The sequence below is a fragment of the Streptomyces sp. NBRC 110035 genome (genome assembly GCF_000829695.1).
Lineage (GTDB): Bacteria > Actinomycetota > Actinomycetes > Streptomycetales > Streptomycetaceae > Streptomyces.
The window spans coordinates 104833-121723 of record NZ_BBNN01000018.1; the positions used below are offsets into that span (position 1 = coordinate 104833).

Below are 16891 nucleotides of genomic sequence, written 5' to 3' on the forward strand. Positions count from 1 at the left end.
GAACGCGCAAGGAGCCCTCACATGGCCGGTTCGCTCGACGGCCTGGTCCTTTCCCCGGTCGCCGACCAGGCGCCGGGGCAGGTCGGTACCCGCACCCGGTTCGTCTACCACGAGCAGGGCGGCCTGATCTGGGCCGAGTACGCGGGCGGTGACGTCGTCCGCGGACACCTGGTGGGCACCAGGGAGGGGGATCGGCTGGACTTCCGGTACGTGCAGCTCACACAGGACGGCACCACCTCGGGCGGACACTGCCGGTCGACGGTCGTGGAACTGCCCGACGGGCGGCTGCGGCTGGAGGAGACCTGGGAGTGGGAGTCGCAGCCGGGCAGCGGTACCAGCGTGGTGGAGCAGCTCACGGCCCCCGAGTCCTGACCGGCCGCAGGGCAGGTGTCTATGGTGATCAGGTGAGCGAGCAGACACAGGAACGGGAGCGGTCCGGGCCGCGGCGCGTGGTGGTGGCGGGAGCCGGGATGGCCGGCGTGCAGACCGCCGTCGCCCTCCGCGAGCAGGGCTTCACCGGCACCGTGACCCTCATCGGCGCCGAGCCCCACCAGCCGTACGACAGGCCGCCGTTGTCCAAGGCCGTCCTGCTCGGCACGGCGGAGGACTCCGCCCTCGACGTGGACTTCGCGGCACTCGGCATCGAACTGCGGCTCGGCTGCGAGGTGTCCGGGCTGCGCCCCGCCGACCACGAGCTGGACACGGAAACCGGGCCGGTCCCCTACGACGTCCTGGTCGTCGCGACCGGCGCCGAACCGGTCCGGCTGCCGGGCGCCGGAGGTGTCCCCGGCGTCCACCTGCTGCGCACCCTGGACGACGCCGAACGGCTGCGGCCCGTGCTCGCGCGCCGGCAGGACGTCGTGGTCGTCGGCGCCGGCTGGATCGGCGCGGAGTTCGCCACGGCGGCGCGCGAGGCGGGCTGCGCGGTCACCGTCGTGGAGGCCGCCGGCCGCCCGCTGGCCGAGGCGCTGCCCGCCGAGGTGGCCGCCCCGATGACCGCCTGGTACGGCGACGCGGGAGTGGAGCTGCGCACGCACGCGCGCGTGGAGCGCGTCGAGCCGGGCGCGGTGGTGCTGGACGACGGCTCACGGCTGCCCGCGGACGCCGTCCTCGTCGGGATCGGCGCCCGTCCCGCCACCGCCTGGCTGGCCGGCTCCGGCATCGAGCTGGGCCGGTACGGCGAGGTGGCCGCCGACGCCGGCCTGACGACCTCCGTACCGGACGTGTACGCGGTCGGCGACTGCGCGTCCTTCCCCTCGCAGCGGTACGGCGAACGCCTGCTGGTGCACCACTGGGACAACGCCCTGCAGGGCCCGCGCACGGTCGCGGCGAACATCGTCGGGGCGGCCACCGGTGAGCCCCCGGCGGTGTACGACCCGGTGCCGTACTTCTGGTCCGAGCAGTTCGGACGCTTCGTCCAGTACGCCGGACACCACGCGGACGCCGACCGGACGGTCTGGCGCGGGGAGGCGGAGGGCCCGGCGTGGACGGTCTGCTGGCTCCGCGGGTCCCGACTGGTCGCGCTGCTGGCCGTGGGCCGCCCCCGCGACCTGGCCCAGGGCCGCCGGCTGATCGAGGCGGGCACGGCGATGGACGGGACGCTGCTGGCCGACCCGACGAGGCCGCTGAAGTCGGCGAGGGCGGCGTGAGCGCCGGGTCCCCGGCGCCCTCGTGTCCCGGTGCCCGGACGTCCGTCCGGGCTGAAACATCCGCCCAGGTGGAGGGGCCCGGCTTCCGGCTGTCGGTGGCAGGTGGCACGCTTGTCCCGTGACCGAGATTGACGCAAAGACCGATGCTCTCGTCCCCGCCTGGCTCACCCTGCCCGACATCGCCGAGATGTTCGGCGTCGAGGTGACGCGTGTCCGGCAGCTGGTCAAGGACGGCCAGCTCATCGCCGTACGCCGGGGTGAGAACCGCGCACTGCACGTCCCCGCGGCCTTCATCGACGGGGACAAGGTCGTCAAGGGCCTCTCCGGGACCCTGACGCTCCTGCGGGACGACGGCTTCACGGACGAAGAGATGCTGGACTGGCTCTTCACCCCCGACGAGAGCCTGCCGGGCACGCCCGCACAGGCACTGAGCGAGAACCGTGGCACGGAGGTGAAGCGCCGGGCCCAGGCGCTCGCCGTCTGACCCCGGGGCGGGACGCGGGGCCCGCACGTGCGCCGGTACGCACATCGGTGCCCGTACCCGGCCTGTGCCCGTCCCCGCACCCGTGGCCGGACGCGAACCGCCACCGCCTCGACCACCCCCCGGCGCCGCTCGCCCGGGGAGCCGGGACCGGGGGCGCGGCGGCGCCGGACGGGGCCCGACCGCGGCCGGGTCTCCCGGTCGCCGGGGCGGCGGCATAGGGTCCGTTGCGGCGTGTGCGCCGCCGGCCCCGGGTGGGCCGGCGGCATCCGCCGACGACCCACCGGGCCCGCCCCGCGCCGGCCGGGCCCGGCCGCCACCGACACACGGGGGACTCCCGCATGCCCGACACCGCCGCAGGCACCGCCCCGCGCGCCCGCCTCGCCGACTCCCTGGTCTACCTCTGCACCGACGCCCGCAAGCGGCAGGGGGACCTCCCGGAGTTCCTGGACGCGGTCCTGGCCGGCGGCGTCGACATCGTCCAGCTCAGGGACAAGGGCATGGAGGCCGCCGAGGAGCTGGAGCACCTGGCGGTCCTCGCGGACGCCTGCGCACGGCACGGCACGCTGCTCGCGGTGAACGACCGCGCGGACGTCGCCCACGCCGCCGGCGCCGACGTACTGCACCTCGGACAGGGCGACCTCCCCGTCCCCGCGGCCCGGGCCGTCCTCGGCGAGGACATCCTGATCGGCCGCTCCACGCACGCCGAGTCCGAGGCCGCCGCGGCCGCCGTGCAGGACGGCGTGGACTACTTCTGCACCGGCCCCTGCTGGCCCACCCCCACCAAGCCCGGCCGGCACGCACCCGGCCTCGGCCTGGTCCGGTACGCGGCAGCCCTCGGCACCGACCGCCCCTGGTTCGCGATCGGCGGCATCGACCTCGGCAACCTCGACCAGGTGCTGGACGCCGGCGCCCGCCGGGTCGTCGTCGTACGGGCCGTCACCGAGGCGGACGACCCGGGCGCGGCGGCGGCCGAGTTCGCGAGGCGGACGCGGCAGGCGGCATCGGGCGTCCGTCCCTGACGGTGTCCAAGGAGTGGACGACAAGTCGGCAATTCCGGTACATACCCCACGTTCTGTTGGGGGGACCGGCGCCCCCTGGCTAACCTGCCGGTATGGCCCTCGGAACCCCCTCCGTCAGGACTGATCACGCGCGCACCGTGCGTGACATGCTCGCTGCCGGGAAGACGACGTACTCGTTCGAGTTCTCGGCGCCCAAGACGCCCAAGGGTCAGCGGAACCTCTGGAGCGCGCTGCGCAGGGTCGAGGCGGTCGCCCCGGACTTCGTCTCCGTCACCTACGGGGCCGGAGGATCGACCCGCGCGGGCACGGTCCACGAGACCGAGCAGATCGTCGCCGACACCACCCTCACCCCGGTGGCCCACCTCACCGCGGTCGACCACTCCGTCGCCGAACTGCGCAACATCATCGGCCAGTACGCCGACGCCGGGATCCGCAACATGCTCGCCGTGCGGGGCGACCCGCCCGGCGACCCGATGGCCGACTGGATCCCGCATCCGCAGGGCCTGACCTACGCCGCCGACCTCGTCCGGCTCATCAAGGAGTCGGGCGACTTCTGCGTCGGTGTCGCCGCCTTCCCGGAGATGCACCCGAGGTCGTCCGACTGGGACACGGACGTCGCGAACTTCGTCGACAAGTGCCGGGCCGGCGCCGACTACGCGATCACCCAGATGTTCTTCCACCCCGAGTCCTACCTGCGTCTGCGTGACCGGGTCGACGCGGCGGGTTGCGGGACACCGGTGATCCCCGAGGTCATGCCGGTGACCAGTGTGAAGATGTTGGAGAGGTTGCCGAAGCTCAGTAACGCGTCGTTCCCGGATGCCCTGAAAGAGCGGATCCTCACAGCGGCGGACGATCCGGCGGCGGTACGCTCCATCGGTATCGAGTTCGCCACGGAGTTCTGCGCACGGCTGCTGGCCGAGGGAGTGCCCGGACTGCACTTCATCACGCTCAACAACTCCACGGCGACGCTGGAAATCTACGAGAACCTGGGCCTGCACCACCCGCTGCGGGCCTAGACCGGTCGCTCCGACATACGACACACTGCGTAGCGGCCACTGGGAGAGGGGCGTACATGGGCTGGACGGTCCTCTACATCGCGTTCGGCGTGGTCGCGTTGTGGCTGCTCGGCGAGGTGCTGCTGCAGTACAAGGCACGCCTGCGCTGGCGGCTGCTCGCCTTCGCGGGCTTCCTGGGCGTCGTGCTCGGCGTGCTGATCCCGTCCGTTCCCGTCATCGGACTGGGCGCGATCGCCTTCGCGATCGGCCAGACCTACGTCACGCTGTCGTTCCGCCGCGGCTTCGCGGAAGGCTGGGCGGTCAACGCCCCGCTGCTGTCCGCCGTCAAGGGGGGCCGCGGCGACCGCGGGCACCAGGATCAGGCACCGGAGGTCTCCGGCCCGGAGGCCGCCGGCGACGGGTACGGGGACGAGGACCCCGGCCGGCGCCGCGACCGGGGCTCCTACGGAGCCGACGACGACTACGACCGCGACGACGTGTTCACGCCCGTGCGCGGCGAGCAGCAGGCGGCCGCCGGGACCACCGCCGTCCACGAGCCGCAGCCCCTGCCCGACGACACCGGCTCGTACGGCGTCCACCACGACAGCGGGTACGGCACCCCGGCCCAGGACGACCCGTACGCGGCGAGCGCCCAGGACCCGTACGGGGCCACCGCGCAGAGCGCCGACCAGGGCTACGACACCGGCCAGAACCACGCGTACGACTACTCCGGTTACGGCCGGCAGCCGGCCTACGACACGGGCCGGCAGCAGGCCTACGACACGGGCCGGCAGCAGTACGCCGCCTACTCCGACCCGTACATCGGCAGTCCGACCTACGAGGGGACCTCGTACGACACCGGATACGCCGACCCGCAGCAGCAGTACGGCCAGCAGGGCTACGGCGGCCAGGACCAGTACGGCGGCGACTACGGCGGCGAGACCTCGGCGGGCGGCCTGTGGGTCCCGCAGCAGCGCAGTACCGACGACCTGTACGGCGGTGAACTCCCGCAGGAACAGCCGTACCCGTACCAGGACAACGGCCGGCAGGACCAGACCCCCGGCAACGGGAACGACAGCGGGTACGACGAGCAGCAGTACCGCTACTGACCCGGCCCGGCCCGTCGCGGCCGCTCACCGGGATCCGCGGAACTCCGGTCCCTCCACGATCAGTCCCGCGACCAGCGCGCCCGACATCCCGGCGTGCGGGAGGCCCCCGCCGGGGTGCGACCAGCCGCCCACCGTCAGCAGCCCCGGTACGCCGGTGCTGTTGGACGGGTGCAGCAGCCGCCCGCCCGCCGCGGCCAGCGCCGGGACCGGTACCGCTCCGCCCTCCGCGCCGGTCGCCCGCGCGACGTCGTCCGGGGTGCGGACCTCGCTGTACAGGAGACGGTCGCGCAGGCCGGGTACGGCCCGCTCGGCGGCGGCGATCATGTTCCGCGCGTGCTCGTCCAGCGCCGGTCCCGCGGATCCCGCGGGCACCGCGGAGGTGAGGGTGACCGCCTCGTGGTCCGCGTCGGGGACCAGGGCGGGGTCGTCGGGCCGCAGGACCGTGACCGTGGGGTGCGCGGGCAGGCCCGCGGGGGAGCCGAACAGGGACGCCAGCTCGGCCCCCCGGTCCCGGGTGTGCACGACCGTCCGGTGCGCCGTCCCCTCGGGACGTCCGCCGCGCAGCGCCAGCAGCACCGTCAGACGGCTCGCCGCTCCGGAGCGGCCCGGAACCTCCCCGTCACCCCGCACCCGCGCCTCCCGCGTCAGCCGGTCCAGCACGCCGGGGGTCACCCCGGCGATCACATGGTCCGCCTCGGCCACCGCCCCGCCCCGGCCGCCGTCACCGGCAGTGGCGCCGGAGACCCGGGAGACGCCCTCGGTGAACTCCACGCCCCCCGCCCGGCCGTCCTTCTCCAGCACCCCGGTGACCTCGGCGCCGAAACGGAACTCCACCCCGCGGGCCAGGCACCGCTCGTACACCGCGCGGGCCAGCTCCCGCATGCCGCCGCGGACGTACCAGGTGCCGAAGGCGTGCTCCATGTACGGCAGCACCGCCGCGCTCGCCGGTGTGGACCGGGGATCCAGACCGTGCTCGATCGCGTGGCCCTCCAGCAGGGAGGCCAGCCGGGGATCGCGCAGCTCCCAGGCGGCGACCTCGGCGAGCGTGCCCGCCGTGCGCGTGCGCAGCAGCTTCCTGTGGGGGACGGCCGGGTAGGGCTCACGCTCGGCCAGCACCTGCCAGTTGGGCCACAGCGGCTCCTCCAGGAGCGGCCTGCGGGTCCTGTCCCAGGCCTCGCGGGCCCGCACCAGGAAATCGCCCCAGCGTCTGGCGGCGGCAGGCCCGAGGGCCGCGTCCAGGGCGGAGACGACACCCGCGCGGGACGCGTTCGGCAGCGGGACACGCGTCCCGTCCGCGAACACGTGCTCCGACGACGGGTCGACCTGGACCAGCTCGACGCAGGACTCCAGTGGCTCCTTGCCCGTCTTCAGGAACAGATCGCGGTAGACCGCGGGCAGCGGAAGCAGCCCGGGGCCGGTGTCGAAGACGAAGCCCTCCCGCTCCAGCCGGCGCAGCGCGCCGCCGTACGTGTCCGTCCGCTCGTACACCGCCACCCGGTGGCCCGCGACGGCCAGCCGGGCGGCGGCCGCCATCGCGCCCAGGCCGGCGCCGATCACCGCAATCCGTGCCATGCCGGAGACATTACCCGCCGGTCACCGACAGGCGTTCCGGGGCTGTCGGGCGGGGCCGGTGGCCCGGGAACGCCGGCCGGCATCCGTCGTCCCGCCGCGAGTGCGGTGCCGCGGCGGCCCGCGGCCACGGCCAGGAGGGACGGCGGGCGGCGAGCTGCCGGGCCCGGCCGACGGCGAGGGCGCCGGCCGGCTCGCCGTCGTGGTGAGCAGCCGGCGGCACGGCGCGGTGGGGGCGGGCGCGCAGGGCTGAGTACCCGTACCCAGCCTCCGGGATGAGTACGCGCACGGATACGCCACGACCTGCGGAAACGAGAGAGTGGAGACCACGGAGAGGGGCACGGCTCCGGAGCCGGCGACACGGGGCGCCGGAACGGCCGGGGCCCGCGCTCCGCTCCTTCCGCCGGCGTCGTCGGCGGGAGCGAGGTACGGGGGAGCCCCGGGGGACGACCGCAACGGGGGCGTGCGGGGGGACGTACGGGGGAGCACGGAAGGCGCCGGTCCGGCGGTGGCTCGCGGGGGACGCAGCCACCGCCGGACCGGCACTTCTCCGTGTCCCGGACCGGTCGAGGACCGTCGTCGCCGTCGTCGTCGTCCGCCCGCCGTCTCAGTGGTGGCCGCTCACGCGTCCCTGCAGCAGCCGGGACAGCGCCGCGTGCACGTCGTCCAGGGAACGCTCCGGCTGGAAGGCCTGCCAGTCCAGCGCGGCCACCAGCACCATGCCGACCAGCGCCGCCGCCGTCAGCGGAATGTCGATCTCCGCACTGAACTCCTCGTTGTCCACGCCTTCGCGCAGCACGTCCTCGACCACCGCCACGGCCTGCCGCCGGACCACCAGCAGTGTGGACTGCCAGGCCCGGTTGGTACGCCACAGCTCGGCCACGTACAGCTGGGTGAAGGCCGGGTAGCGGTCGATGAACACGAGCCCCGCGCGGACCATCGCGTCCAGGGCGTCGACCTTGCTGCCGCCCGCCCCGGCCGTCCGCTCCGCCGCCTCCCGCAGAGAGGCGGTGAGGAGCCCGACCCCGTGCCGCAGCAGTTCCTCGAAGAGGACCGACTTGCTCGCGAAGTTGTAGTAGACCGTGCCCTTCGCGACCCCCGCCCGCTCGGCGATCTCGTCCACGGTGGTGGCGGAGAAGCCCTGCTCCGCGATGAGCGTGACGGCCGCCTCGTAGAGCTTCTGCCGGGTGGCCTCGCGGCGGGTGCTGCCGGCCGACGTGGTGCTGCTGCGTTCCATGCCCCTGATTCTCACAGCACCGCCGGCCTGCCTCTCCACAGGCTCGGCCCCGGGAGCGGCCCGCCCGGCATCGAACAGTCGATCGAGATGAAACCGCAGGTCGGAACGGATTGTCAGTGGTATACCGCACGATGAGCGCATACGGCGCCTCGTAGCAGGGGATGCCGTCACGAAGACGACAGGAGGTTCGTCATGGCCCACTCGTCCGCAGCCGCCGCCCGTCGGCGCCGCGCCACCGGCCCTGCCCCCTCACTGACCGGACCGCCGAGCGACGTCCACCCCGTGCTGCGCCGCGCCACCGCACCGCCCGCCGCCCTCGACCTGCTCGCCCAGGCCCGTGCCGGACTCGACGAGGCCACCGTCCTCGACACCCCCAACGAGCGCTATGCGACGGCCCACCTCGCCGCCCTGCGCACCGCCGCCGCCGTGCTCGCCGCGCGGGGACGGCCCGAGGCCTCGCCCCGGGCCCGGAGCAGGATCCGGAGCGCCTGGGAAGTGCTCCCCGAGATCGCGCCCGAGCTCACCGAATGGAGCGCCCTGTTTGCCTCGGGCGCCCGGCGCCGGGCCCGTGCCGAGGCGGGCATCCGGGACGCGGCCAGCGGCCGGGACGCCGACGACCTGATACGGGACGTCGCGATGTTCCTGCGCCTGGTCGAGCGGATGCTCGTCCTCCAGCCCGTTCTCCCGCAGCCCCGCGCGGACGACCGCTCCGACCGCTCCGACCACCCGGACGGGCACGACCCGGGCGGTCACAGACCGGGAGGCCGGGACCCGGGCGGTGGCATGGCCCGCGAGCTGCCCGACGCGGGCTGAGCACTCCTCCTCGGCCCCGGACCGGCCCGCCCCGCTGCCGCCACCGCCCGGTGGGGCGGCAGCGGGGCGGGCCGGGACAGCGCGGCGCGGGCAGTACGGCGCAGGCCATAGGGTGGAAGACGCCTGAAGCCTCCGCGTTCCCTGTCCGGGCCGGGGAGGCAGCCCGATCGCTCCGCCGTGAACGAGGCGGTGCCCGCCGAGGAGTCAACTGCCGTGTCGGACACCCTGCGCCCCCGCGCCGCTCTCCGTACCGCCGTGGTCTGGGATGTCCTCCAGGACGTCCTGGAGCGCCGGGCCAAGGCCACGGGACGGCCCGCGCTGGACGTCCTCGACACCGGCGGCGGCAGCGGCAACTTCGCCGTGCCCGTGGCCCGCCTCGGCCACCGGGTCACCGTCGTCGACCCCAGCCCCAACGCGCTGTTCGCCCTGGAGCGCCGCGCCGCCGAGGCCGACGTGGCCGACCGGGTCCGCGGCGTCCAGGGCGACGCGCACGGCCTCTTCGACGTCGCCGAGCGCGGCGGCTACGACGTGGTGCTGTGCCACGGAGTGCTGGAGTACGTCGACGACCCCGCCGAGGGCGTGCGCAACACGGTGGCCGCCCTGCGCCCCGACGGCGTCCTCAGCCTGCTCGCGGCCGGCCTCGGCGGCGCCGTGCTCTCCCGTGCCCTCGCCGGTCACTTCAAGGAGGCCCGGCAGGCGCTCGACGACCCGAACGGCCGATGGGGCACGGGCGACCCCGTACCGCGCCGCTTCACCGCCGATCAGCTCACCGGTCTGGTCGAGGGGGCGGGTCTGCGGGTCGGCGCCGTGCACGGCGTGCGGGTCTTCGCCGACCTCGTCCCCGGCGTGCTCGTGGACACCGAGCCCGGAGCCCTGGACGAGCTGCTGAAGCTGGAGGCCGCGGCAGCCGAACTCGCCGCCTTCCACTCCGTGGCCACCCAGCTCCATGTGCTCGGTGAGGCCCCGGGGGCCGAAGGGGTCTGAGAGCCGCCTGCGCCGCGTCGCTGATCAGCGGAGCGGGCCGTCGGCCGCACTCCGTGGGGAGTCCGCCACAGGCCCCCCGAATGGCGGCTGGGCACCGTATGATCGAGGGAGACCGTCCGGCATGACGGCCTGGCCGCCGGGGAATGAGAAGCCTCGAGCGGACCGGGACGCCCATGACGGGTGCCGGTTGACCGATTGGCGCAGAGGGGCGGGTTTCATGGGGGCGAATCCCTGCCTATCCTGAAGGGACCCCCCGGGTCGCCCCGGCGACTGCACGATGAGGAGGACGCCGTGCCGCTCTCGGAGCACGAGCAGCGCATGCTCGAGCAAATGGAGCGAGCGCTGTACGCCGAAGATCCCAAGTTCGCGTCGGCGCTCGAGGGAAGTGGCCTGCGCACGTACACCCGTCGGCGGGTCTACCAGGCGATCGCGGGTTTCCTCGTAGGTATTGCGCTCCTCATGGCCGGAATGGTCGCCCAGCAGGTCTGGCTCAGTGTGGTGGGGTTCCTCGTCATGCTGGGCTGCGCGGTTCTCGCCGTGACCGGCTGGCGCAAAGCGCCCAAGCCCGGTGAACAGGCGGCCGATGCCGTCGCCGGTACCGCTGGTTCCACCGGCGCGCCGCAGTCCGGCCGTCAGGCCAGGCAGCGGCGCTCCGTGATGAACCGCATCGAGGAGCGCTGGCAGCGCCGCCGCGACGAACAGGGCGGCGGGCAGTAGCTTTCCCACACCACTCCAGGACCTGCGCGAAGACATGGGTACAGGGGGTGACCACCGGCCCGGTGGTCACCCCCTGACGCATCTCCGCCCCCGGGCGGCGCACGGCCGCACACCGGTTCGGCGCACGCCCGTGCACCGACCGGGTGCAGGCAGGGGCAGGCGGAAGGCAGGACGGACAGCGCACGAGGGGTGAGGGGCAGGACGATTTTCGGTCGTCCTGCCCCTCACCCCTCGTCGTACACCCTTTTCGTCGTCCACCCGTCCGACCGCGGTCACCTGCCCGGCCGGGCCCGCCCCGTCACCCCTGCTGCCGCGAGGCCCTGCGCCACGTCGGCCTGCGCCATGCCGGCCGCAGGGCCAGGACGCGGTCCCGGACGGCGGTCCACCGGGCCGCCACCTCCCACACCACCCGCACCGTGGAACGCGGCAGGAACAGCGCGCGCAGCCGTGTGCCCCGGCCGGCCCCGGACCGCAGCCCGGCCGCCGCCCGGCGCGCCTCGTCGGTGAGGCCCGCCGTCGGGCGCGGCCGCGGTGCGTAGAGGACCTGTTCCACCGCATCCGCCACCCGGTGCACCGAGGCCGCGGCATCCGGGTCGAGTCGGCCGAGCCGGATGATCCGGGCCGCCGCCCTGCGCGGAGTCAGCGACTCGTCGGGGGAGACACCGACGTCCCACGCCGTGTCCGTCAGCTCGTCCCAGACGGCCAGGACGGGCGACGCCGTGCCCGCCCCGGACCGGCCGTGCGCGCCCAGGCGCACCGAACGGGTCCGCAGCCGCCACAGCATCGGCGCCAGCGGCAGCACCAGGAGGGCGAGAGCGCCCAGCACCCACGCCGGCACCACGTACCACTTCGGTCCGTCGCCGCCCGTGGGCGGCGTCGCCAGGGGCGCCTCGCGCGCGCAGTCGTCCAGCCGCTGCTGCTGCACCGAGCAGCTCTCGCTCTCCGACGGGGCGGCCGAGGGCTCCGAGGGCTCCGCCTCGGACGGCCGGGCCGGGTCGGGCAGCGCGCTGTCCGGTGTCTCCGGCACGGTGTACTCCGGCACCGAACCACGGGTGGGGGTCGGTTCGAAGCGGGTCCAGCCCACGCCCTCGAAGTACAGCTCGGGCCAGGCGTGCGCGTCCCGCAGCCCCACCGCCACCGTGCCGTCCGCCTGCGGGGTGCCCGGCGCGAAGCCCACCGCGACCCGGGCGGGTATGTCCAGGGACCGGGCCATCGACGCCATGGCGAAGGAGAAGTGGACGCAGAAGCCCTCCTTGTCCCTCAGGAAGCGGGCGATCGCCTCCGAGTCGCTGCCGACGTCGACCTCCGTGTCGTACTCGAAGCCCCCGGTCAGGGTGAAGTACTCCTGGAGCAGGACCGCACGGTCGTACGCGTTCGTCGCCCCCTCGGTGACGTCACGGGCGGTCCGGGACACCACCGCGGGCAGCGAGTCGGGCAGCTCCGTGTAGTCCCGCTGCAGGGCGGCCGGCGGCGCCGACGCGTCGGCCAGCTGCTCCGCCGTGGGCCGCACGTCCAGGCTGCGCACCTGGTAGGTCAGCCCCCGGGTGTTCTGGCCGTGGTCGCCGACCAGCGTCATCCCCACCGGCTCGTAGCGCCAGTTGCCCCTGATGTCCACGCCGCTCGGCGGATACGGCATCGGCAGCCAGTCCTGCCCGTACCAGTCGGCGGTCGAGATCGTCGTGCCGATCTCCTCGCGCTCGACGTCCGGGCCGAGGCCGGCCGGGGTCGGGAAGGCGCCGTCGGGCACCGTGGTGATGGACCTCTTGGACGGCTTCCAGGTGGTGCCGTCGAAGTCGTCCAGGGACACGATCCGCAGATACAGGTCCGAGACGTTCTCCGCCTCGGAGCGCACCGACATCACCTGGCGGTCCTCGTCCATGTTCAACGAGTCGCGCAGGGACACCAGCGGATTCACCGCGGAGATCGTGCCACCTCCGCCGGAGCCCGGGCCGACACCCGAACCCGTCGGGTCCAGCAGGCCGCCGTTCATCGTGGGCAGACCGAGCGGCGCCACCAGGGCTATGCCCACCACAAGCACCCCGATCCGCCGCCCGGTGCGCACCGGCACGCGGGTCCCGCCCGGCTCACCGGGCGAGTCCTGCGACGCCCCGCCGAAGACCCGCCCCCACTGGGAGAGCCGGTCACGGCCCTCCACCAGCAGCAGCATCAGATAGCCGGCCGCCGCCAGCAGGAACCACAGCCAGTCGGCCCCGCCGTCGGACAGACCCGCGGCGACGGAGTACAGCGCGAGCAGCGGAAGCCCGGCCGGTGCCGCACTGCGGAAGGTCACTGCGAGGGTGTCCACCAGCAGCCCGATCACCAGGACACCGCCGATCAGCATCAGCCGGATGCCCTCGGACAGCGGCGCCGGTATCGCGTAACGGCCGACGTCCGTGGCGCCCTGGTCGAGCAGGTCGGCGAAGAAGCGGAACGCGTCCGGTCCCGGCACCAGGCCGACGAAGGCGTGCTCACGCGCGAAGGCCAGCGTCAGCAGCACCAGCGCGGCAAGCGCCTGGACCGCCACCGTCAACGGGCGCGCCAGCGGCACCCGCCGGGCCACCGAGCCCACGCCCGACTGCACCGCCAGCAGGAGGGCCGCCTGCAGGAGCCAGGAAGGCGGCTCGACCAGCGGCAGCAGCGCGCACGCGGCCAGCAGCGTGGCCGCCCACGCGGCCGGCGTCAGCCGCAGTCGTCCGCTCATCCCGCTCCCTCCCCACCGCTCGCCGCCGCCAGACCGGAACGCTCCCGGTCCGCCAGCCGCCACTGTTCCTCCAGGGAGGCGCCCCGCGGCACACCCACCACCGTCCAGCCCGCTTCGCGCAGCATCCGCGACCACTTCCCGCCATCGTCCGGCGGACCGGACGCGTTTGCCGGTTCCCGCATCCAGGTCCCGCTGTCCAGAAGGAAGGCGACCGCGCCCCCGCTGCGCTGCCGCATCCGGGCGAGCACCGCCGCCTGCTCCTCGTCGAGATCACCGAGGAAGGCCACGAGCAGTCCCTCGCTCCCGCCGCGGACCACGTCGTACGCCCGGGACAGGCCCGCCCCGTCGGAGTGGTCGACCACCGCGAGGGTGTCCATCATCAGCCCGGCCGTGTCGGCCGACCCCTGGCTCGCGCCCGCGAACCCGTCGGAGCCCTCACCCGGCACCGAGGCGCCGGTGTCGGTCAGCAGCCGCACCGAGAAACCCCGCTCCAGCATGTGCGTCAGCACGGACGCCGCACCCGACACCGCCCACTCGAACGCCGAGTCCGGGCCCGCGCCCGCGTAGGCGACGGCACGGGTGTCCAGCAGCACCGAACAGCGGGCCCGCTGCGGCTGCTCCTCGCGGCGCACCATCAGCTCGCCGTAGCGCGCGGTGGAACGCCAGTGCACCCGGCGCAGATCGTCGCCGTAGCGGTAGCCGCGCGGGATCAGGTCGTCCTCGCCGGCCAGCGCCAGCGAACGCTGCCGTCCGTCACCGTGCCCCTTGGCCTCACCACTCAGCCGCACCGGCGGCAACGGCTCCACGCGCGGGATCACCGTCAGCGTGTCGTACGTGGAGAAGGCCCGGGTCAGCTCGCACATCCCGAACGGGTCGGAGAGCCGCAGCTGCAGCGGTCCCAGCGGATAGCGGCCGCGCAGGTCGGAGCGGACCCGGTAGGACACCTCGCGGCGCCCGCCCGCCTCCACCCGGTCCAGCACGAACCGGGGCCGCGGCCCGAGCACGTAGGGCACCCGGTCCTGGAGCATGAGCAGGCCCGTGGGCATCCGGGAGACGTTGTCCATCCGCAGATGCACCCGTGCCTCGGAGCCGGCCGGTACCCGGGAAGGGGAGAGCCGGCGGCTGCCCGCGACCCGGTAGCGGGTCCGGTAGAGCACGCCCGCGCACACCGGCGGCAGCACCGCCAGCAGCAGCCCGACCCGCAGCAGATCGCTCTGCCCGAGCACATAGGCGCAGACCGCGGCCGCCGCACCGGCGGCCAGGAAGGAACGCCCGCGGGTGGTCAGCCCGGCCAGAGCGGTGCGCAGGCCGCCCCGGTCACCGTGGTCGCCCTCCGCGCGGACCGAACCCGCGGTCGTCATCACAGCCTCCGTGGCGGCTGCTGGCCGTACCTCGGACCGCCACGGCCCACGCCGATGCCGTTCTGCCGGGGGGCGGCGGCCGGCACCGGCGTGCGCTGCAGGATCTCCTGCACCACCTGCTCCGCCGTGCGGCGGTTGAGCTGGGCCTGGGCGGTGGGCAGCAGCCGGTGCGCCAGGACGGCCACGGCGAGCGCCTGCACGTCGTCCGGCAGCGCGTACTCCCTGCCGTTCAGCGCGGCCGACGCCTTCGCGGCGCGCAGCAGGTGCAGCGTCGCGCGCGGGGAGGCGCCGAGTCTGAGCTCGGGGTGCGTGCGGGTGGCGGCGACCAGCTCCACCACGTACCGGCGGACCGGCTCGGCCACATGGACGGCACGCACCGCTTCGATCAGCTTCAGGATCTCGTGCGCGTGCGCCACCGGCTGGAGGTCCTCCAGCGGGGAGACGCCGCCGTGCACGTCCAGCATCTGCAGTTCGGCCTCGGCGCTCGGGTAGCCGACCGATACGCGGGCCATGAACCGGTCGCGCTGGGCCTCCGGCAGCGGATAGGTGCCCTCCATCTCGACCGGGTTCTGCGTCGCCACGACCATGAAGGGGCTGGGCAGTTCGTAGGTCGTGCCGTCGATCGTGACCTGGCGCTCCTCCATCGACTCCAGCAGCGCGGACTGCGTCTTCGGCGACGCGCGGTTGATCTCGTCGCCGATCACCACCTGCGCGAAGATGGCACCCGGCTTGAACTCGAAGTCGCGGCGCTGCTGGTCCCAGATGGACACACCGGTGATGTCCGACGGCAGCAGGTCCGGTGTGAACTGGATGCGCTGCACCGAGCAGTCGATGGACCGCGCCAGCGCCTTGGCCAGCATCGTCTTGCCGACGCCCGGGACATCCTCGATGAGCAGGTGCCCCTCGGCGAGCAGCACGGTCAGTGAGAGCCGCACGACCTCGGGCTTGCCCTCGATCACGTCCTCCACCGAACCCCGCACGCGCTCGACCACGGCGGTCAGATCAGTGAGGCTCGCTCGATCGTCATAGGTCGTCACCCGGCCCTCCTCGGCCTTTCCCCCCGCTCCGAAGGAACGAGGGCCCAAATGTCCGGGCCGACGCCTTGCTGTGTGGACCGGCCCACCCCGAATCACGGACACCGCGCGTGAAAAGTTCCGCGCGGCACCACTTCCGCATTCTTGCCGCCGTTACCGATTCGTGTCACTCGCCTGTGGACAACTGACGGTGATGTGTCGGGTCGTACGACTTTCATGGAGTGTCGTTCGGCCTCGTGACATCCGGAGAACGGGCGCGCGAACCCCGAGAACCCGAGAACCCGAGAACCCGAGAACCCGAGAACCCGAGAACACGGACCCCCTCGGAGCGGGCCGGCAGGTCAGGCGGGGTCGATCTCGCGCAGCAGACCGGTCTTCACGTCGAAGACGAACCCGCGCACGTCGTCGGTGTGCAGCAGGAACGGAGAGGTGCGCACCCGCTGCATCGACTGCCGTACGTCCTGGTCCACGTCCCGGAAGGACTCCACGGCCCAGGCGGGACGCTGGCCGACCTCCATCTCCAGGTCGTGCCGGAACTCCTCGGTGAGGGACTCCAGACCGCAGTTGGTGTGGTGGATGAGGACCACGCTGCGGGTACCGAGCGCCCGCTGGCTGATGGTCAGCGACCGGATCACGTCGTCGGTGACGACACCTCCGGCGTTGCGGACGGTGTGGCAGTCGCCGAGCTCGAGACCGAGCGCGGCGTGCAGGTCGAGCCGGGCGTCCATACAGGCCACCACGGCGACACGGAGAACGGGCCGGGCGTCCATTCCGGGATCGGTGAAGGCGCTGGCGTACTGCTCGTTCGCGCCCACCAGACGGTCGGTGACCGTGCCCTGGCCGGCTGTCGCGCTTCCTGAGCCCGTGGGAACCGATGCAGAAGTCGTCATAACCATGACGGTACTGGTCACCCGCCCTCCGGGCTCGCTGTGAGACAGGACAAAGAATGCCATCCGCCTCTTGTGTGAGATGACCCACAAGGGGGGTGTGAGGCCCCTCGTACGGGTGGTTTCCCCGGGACGCGGTTGTCCTCGCGCCGAGGGCCGCGCCGCGCAGGCCGGTTGATTGACCGGGCCACACCGTGGACTAAAGTGACGCGAAGCGGGAGGCGAGACTCCCACTGCACTGATTTCCCCGGAGAACCGGGCAGCGTCCCGGAGATCTCCCCGCGTGCGCTGCGCGTACGTACGGCTCGGCCTCCTCCCGTTCCCGGCCGGCT

The 16891-nt window shown here is 73.8% G+C and carries 15 protein-coding genes; 9 read left to right on the forward strand and 6 right to left on the reverse strand.

The features are described from left to right. Positions 1-21: 21 nt before the first annotated feature. The 6 genes from TU30_RS06855 (at position 22) to TU30_RS06880 (ending at position 5256) form a co-directional block, all read left to right on the forward strand. Positions 22-372, forward strand: coding sequence for a hypothetical protein (locus TU30_RS06855; RefSeq protein WP_042165902.1), 351 nt, complete (start codon positions 22-24; stop codon positions 370-372). A 32-nt stretch (positions 373-404) separates the two neighbouring features. Next, positions 405-1649 carry an NAD(P)/FAD-dependent oxidoreductase gene (locus TU30_RS06860; protein ID WP_199816828.1) on the forward strand — a complete coding sequence of 415 codons (1245 nt, stop codon included), beginning with the start codon at positions 405-407 and terminating at the stop codon, positions 1647-1649. 118 nt (positions 1650-1767) lie between these two features. Beyond that, a complete protein-coding gene (locus TU30_RS06865) occupies positions 1768-2133 on the forward strand; it encodes an Rv2175c family DNA-binding protein (RefSeq protein ID WP_042165905.1) in 366 nt (121 codons plus the stop codon). 338 nt (positions 2134-2471) lie between these two features. Beyond that, a complete protein-coding gene (gene thiE, locus TU30_RS06870) occupies positions 2472-3152 on the forward strand; it encodes a thiamine phosphate synthase (RefSeq protein WP_042165906.1) in 681 nt (226 codons plus the stop codon). A 92-nt stretch (positions 3153-3244) separates the two neighbouring features. Continuing rightward, positions 3245-4168: a methylenetetrahydrofolate reductase [NAD(P)H] gene (gene metF, locus TU30_RS06875; RefSeq protein ID WP_042165908.1), complete on the forward strand. Its 924-nt coding sequence runs from the start codon at positions 3245-3247 to the stop codon at positions 4166-4168. Positions 4169-4224: 56 nt separating this feature from the next. Then, positions 4225-5256 (forward strand): membrane protein, encoded by a 1032-nt coding sequence (locus TU30_RS06880; RefSeq protein WP_042165909.1) that lies wholly within the window; start codon positions 4225-4227, stop codon positions 5254-5256. A 24-nt stretch (positions 5257-5280) separates the two neighbouring features. On the opposite strand, the gene TU30_RS06885 is transcribed toward TU30_RS06880, so the two are convergent. Then, on the reverse strand, positions 5281-6828 hold the full coding sequence (locus TU30_RS06885) for an NAD(P)/FAD-dependent oxidoreductase (protein WP_042165911.1): 1548 nt from the start codon (positions 6826-6828) through the stop codon (positions 5281-5283). A 604-nt stretch (positions 6829-7432) separates the two neighbouring features. After that, on the reverse strand, positions 7433-8062 hold the full coding sequence (locus TU30_RS06895) for a TetR/AcrR family transcriptional regulator (RefSeq protein ID WP_042165915.1): 630 nt from the start codon (positions 8060-8062) through the stop codon (positions 7433-7435). A gap of 192 nt (positions 8063-8254) precedes the next feature. Here TU30_RS06895 and TU30_RS06900 point away from each other — a divergent pair, with 192 nt between their 5' ends. From TU30_RS06900 to TU30_RS06910, 3 genes are all read left to right on the forward strand, one after another. Beyond that, positions 8255-8875 carry an SAV_6107 family HEPN domain-containing protein gene (locus TU30_RS06900; RefSeq protein ID WP_042165918.1) on the forward strand — a complete coding sequence of 207 codons (621 nt, stop codon included), beginning with the start codon at positions 8255-8257 and terminating at the stop codon, positions 8873-8875. 213 nt (positions 8876-9088) lie between these two features. After that, positions 9089-9859 carry a methyltransferase gene (locus TU30_RS06905; protein WP_042165921.1) on the forward strand — a complete coding sequence of 257 codons (771 nt, stop codon included), beginning with the start codon at positions 9089-9091 and terminating at the stop codon, positions 9857-9859. 291 nt (positions 9860-10150) lie between these two features. Continuing rightward, positions 10151-10576: a DUF3040 domain-containing protein gene (locus TU30_RS06910; RefSeq protein WP_042165923.1), complete on the forward strand. Its 426-nt coding sequence runs from the start codon at positions 10151-10153 to the stop codon at positions 10574-10576. Positions 10577-10874: 298 nt separating this feature from the next. Here TU30_RS06910 and TU30_RS06915 read toward each other — a convergent pair whose 3' ends face one another. The 4 genes from TU30_RS06915 to TU30_RS06930 all read right to left on the reverse strand — a co-directional run bounded on the left by TU30_RS06915 (position 10875) and on the right by TU30_RS06930 (position 16562). Beyond that, the gene (locus TU30_RS06915) at positions 10875-13277 is read right to left on the reverse strand and encodes a DUF3488 and transglutaminase-like domain-containing protein (RefSeq protein ID WP_042165926.1); all 2403 of its coding nucleotides are present in this window, start codon (positions 13275-13277) and stop codon (positions 10875-10877) included. Further along, positions 13274-14638: a DUF58 domain-containing protein gene (locus TU30_RS06920; protein WP_042165929.1), complete on the reverse strand. Its 1365-nt coding sequence runs from the start codon at positions 14636-14638 to the stop codon at positions 13274-13276. The genes TU30_RS06915 and TU30_RS06920 overlap by 4 nt, the downstream gene beginning before the upstream one ends. Beyond that, the gene (locus TU30_RS06925) at positions 14638-15675 is read right to left on the reverse strand and encodes a MoxR family ATPase (protein WP_042165933.1); all 1038 of its coding nucleotides are present in this window, start codon (positions 15673-15675) and stop codon (positions 14638-14640) included. Before TU30_RS06925 ends, TU30_RS06920 begins: the two co-directional genes overlap by 1 nt. 338 nt (positions 15676-16013) lie before the next feature. Further along, positions 16014-16562, reverse strand: a complete 549-nt coding sequence (locus tag TU30_RS06930) for a carbonic anhydrase (protein ID WP_042165936.1) — start codon at positions 16560-16562, stop codon at positions 16014-16016. Positions 16563-16891: the final 329 nt, after the last annotated feature.